This window comes from Pseudomonas sp. AFG_SD02_1510_Pfu_092, from assembly GCF_003331055.1.
GTDB lineage: Bacteria > Pseudomonadota > Gammaproteobacteria > Pseudomonadales > Pseudomonadaceae > Aquipseudomonas.
Genome location: NZ_PUQD01000139.1, coordinates 1 through 302, shown reverse-complemented (window position 1 = coordinate 302; position 302 = coordinate 1). Strand labels below are relative to the sequence as shown.

Sequence of the window (302 nt, the reverse complement as noted above, 5' to 3'; positions counted from 1 at the left end):
TGGGCCGGCGTCAGGTTCGGCGTCAGCTGCTCGAAGTTGCCGCCAGTAGCACCGGTGATAGTGGTGCTGACGGTCGAGCCGTTGTTGTAGACGTCGTTCGCCGGGGTCTGGAAATCAACACTGCCCTGGGTCTTGCCAGCTTCGACGGTAATGGTCTGGCCATTGGACAGGGTCACAGTCACCGGAGTCTGGGCAGGATTGCTCAGGGTCACGGTGTAGGTGATCACGCCACCTTCGGTCACGCTTGGCGAAGCAGTCAGGGTCGCAGTGGTGTTATCGACCGAATCATTGATCGTGGTTTG

Annotated in this window: 1 protein-coding gene; it reads right to left on the bottom strand. The window is 59.6% G+C overall.

Going from position 1 to position 302, the window contains the following annotated elements; genetic code table 11:
- The coding region (locus C6A77_RS25605) for an immunoglobulin-like domain-containing protein (RefSeq protein ID WP_161959698.1) at positions 1-302 on the bottom strand (302 nt) is incomplete at both ends.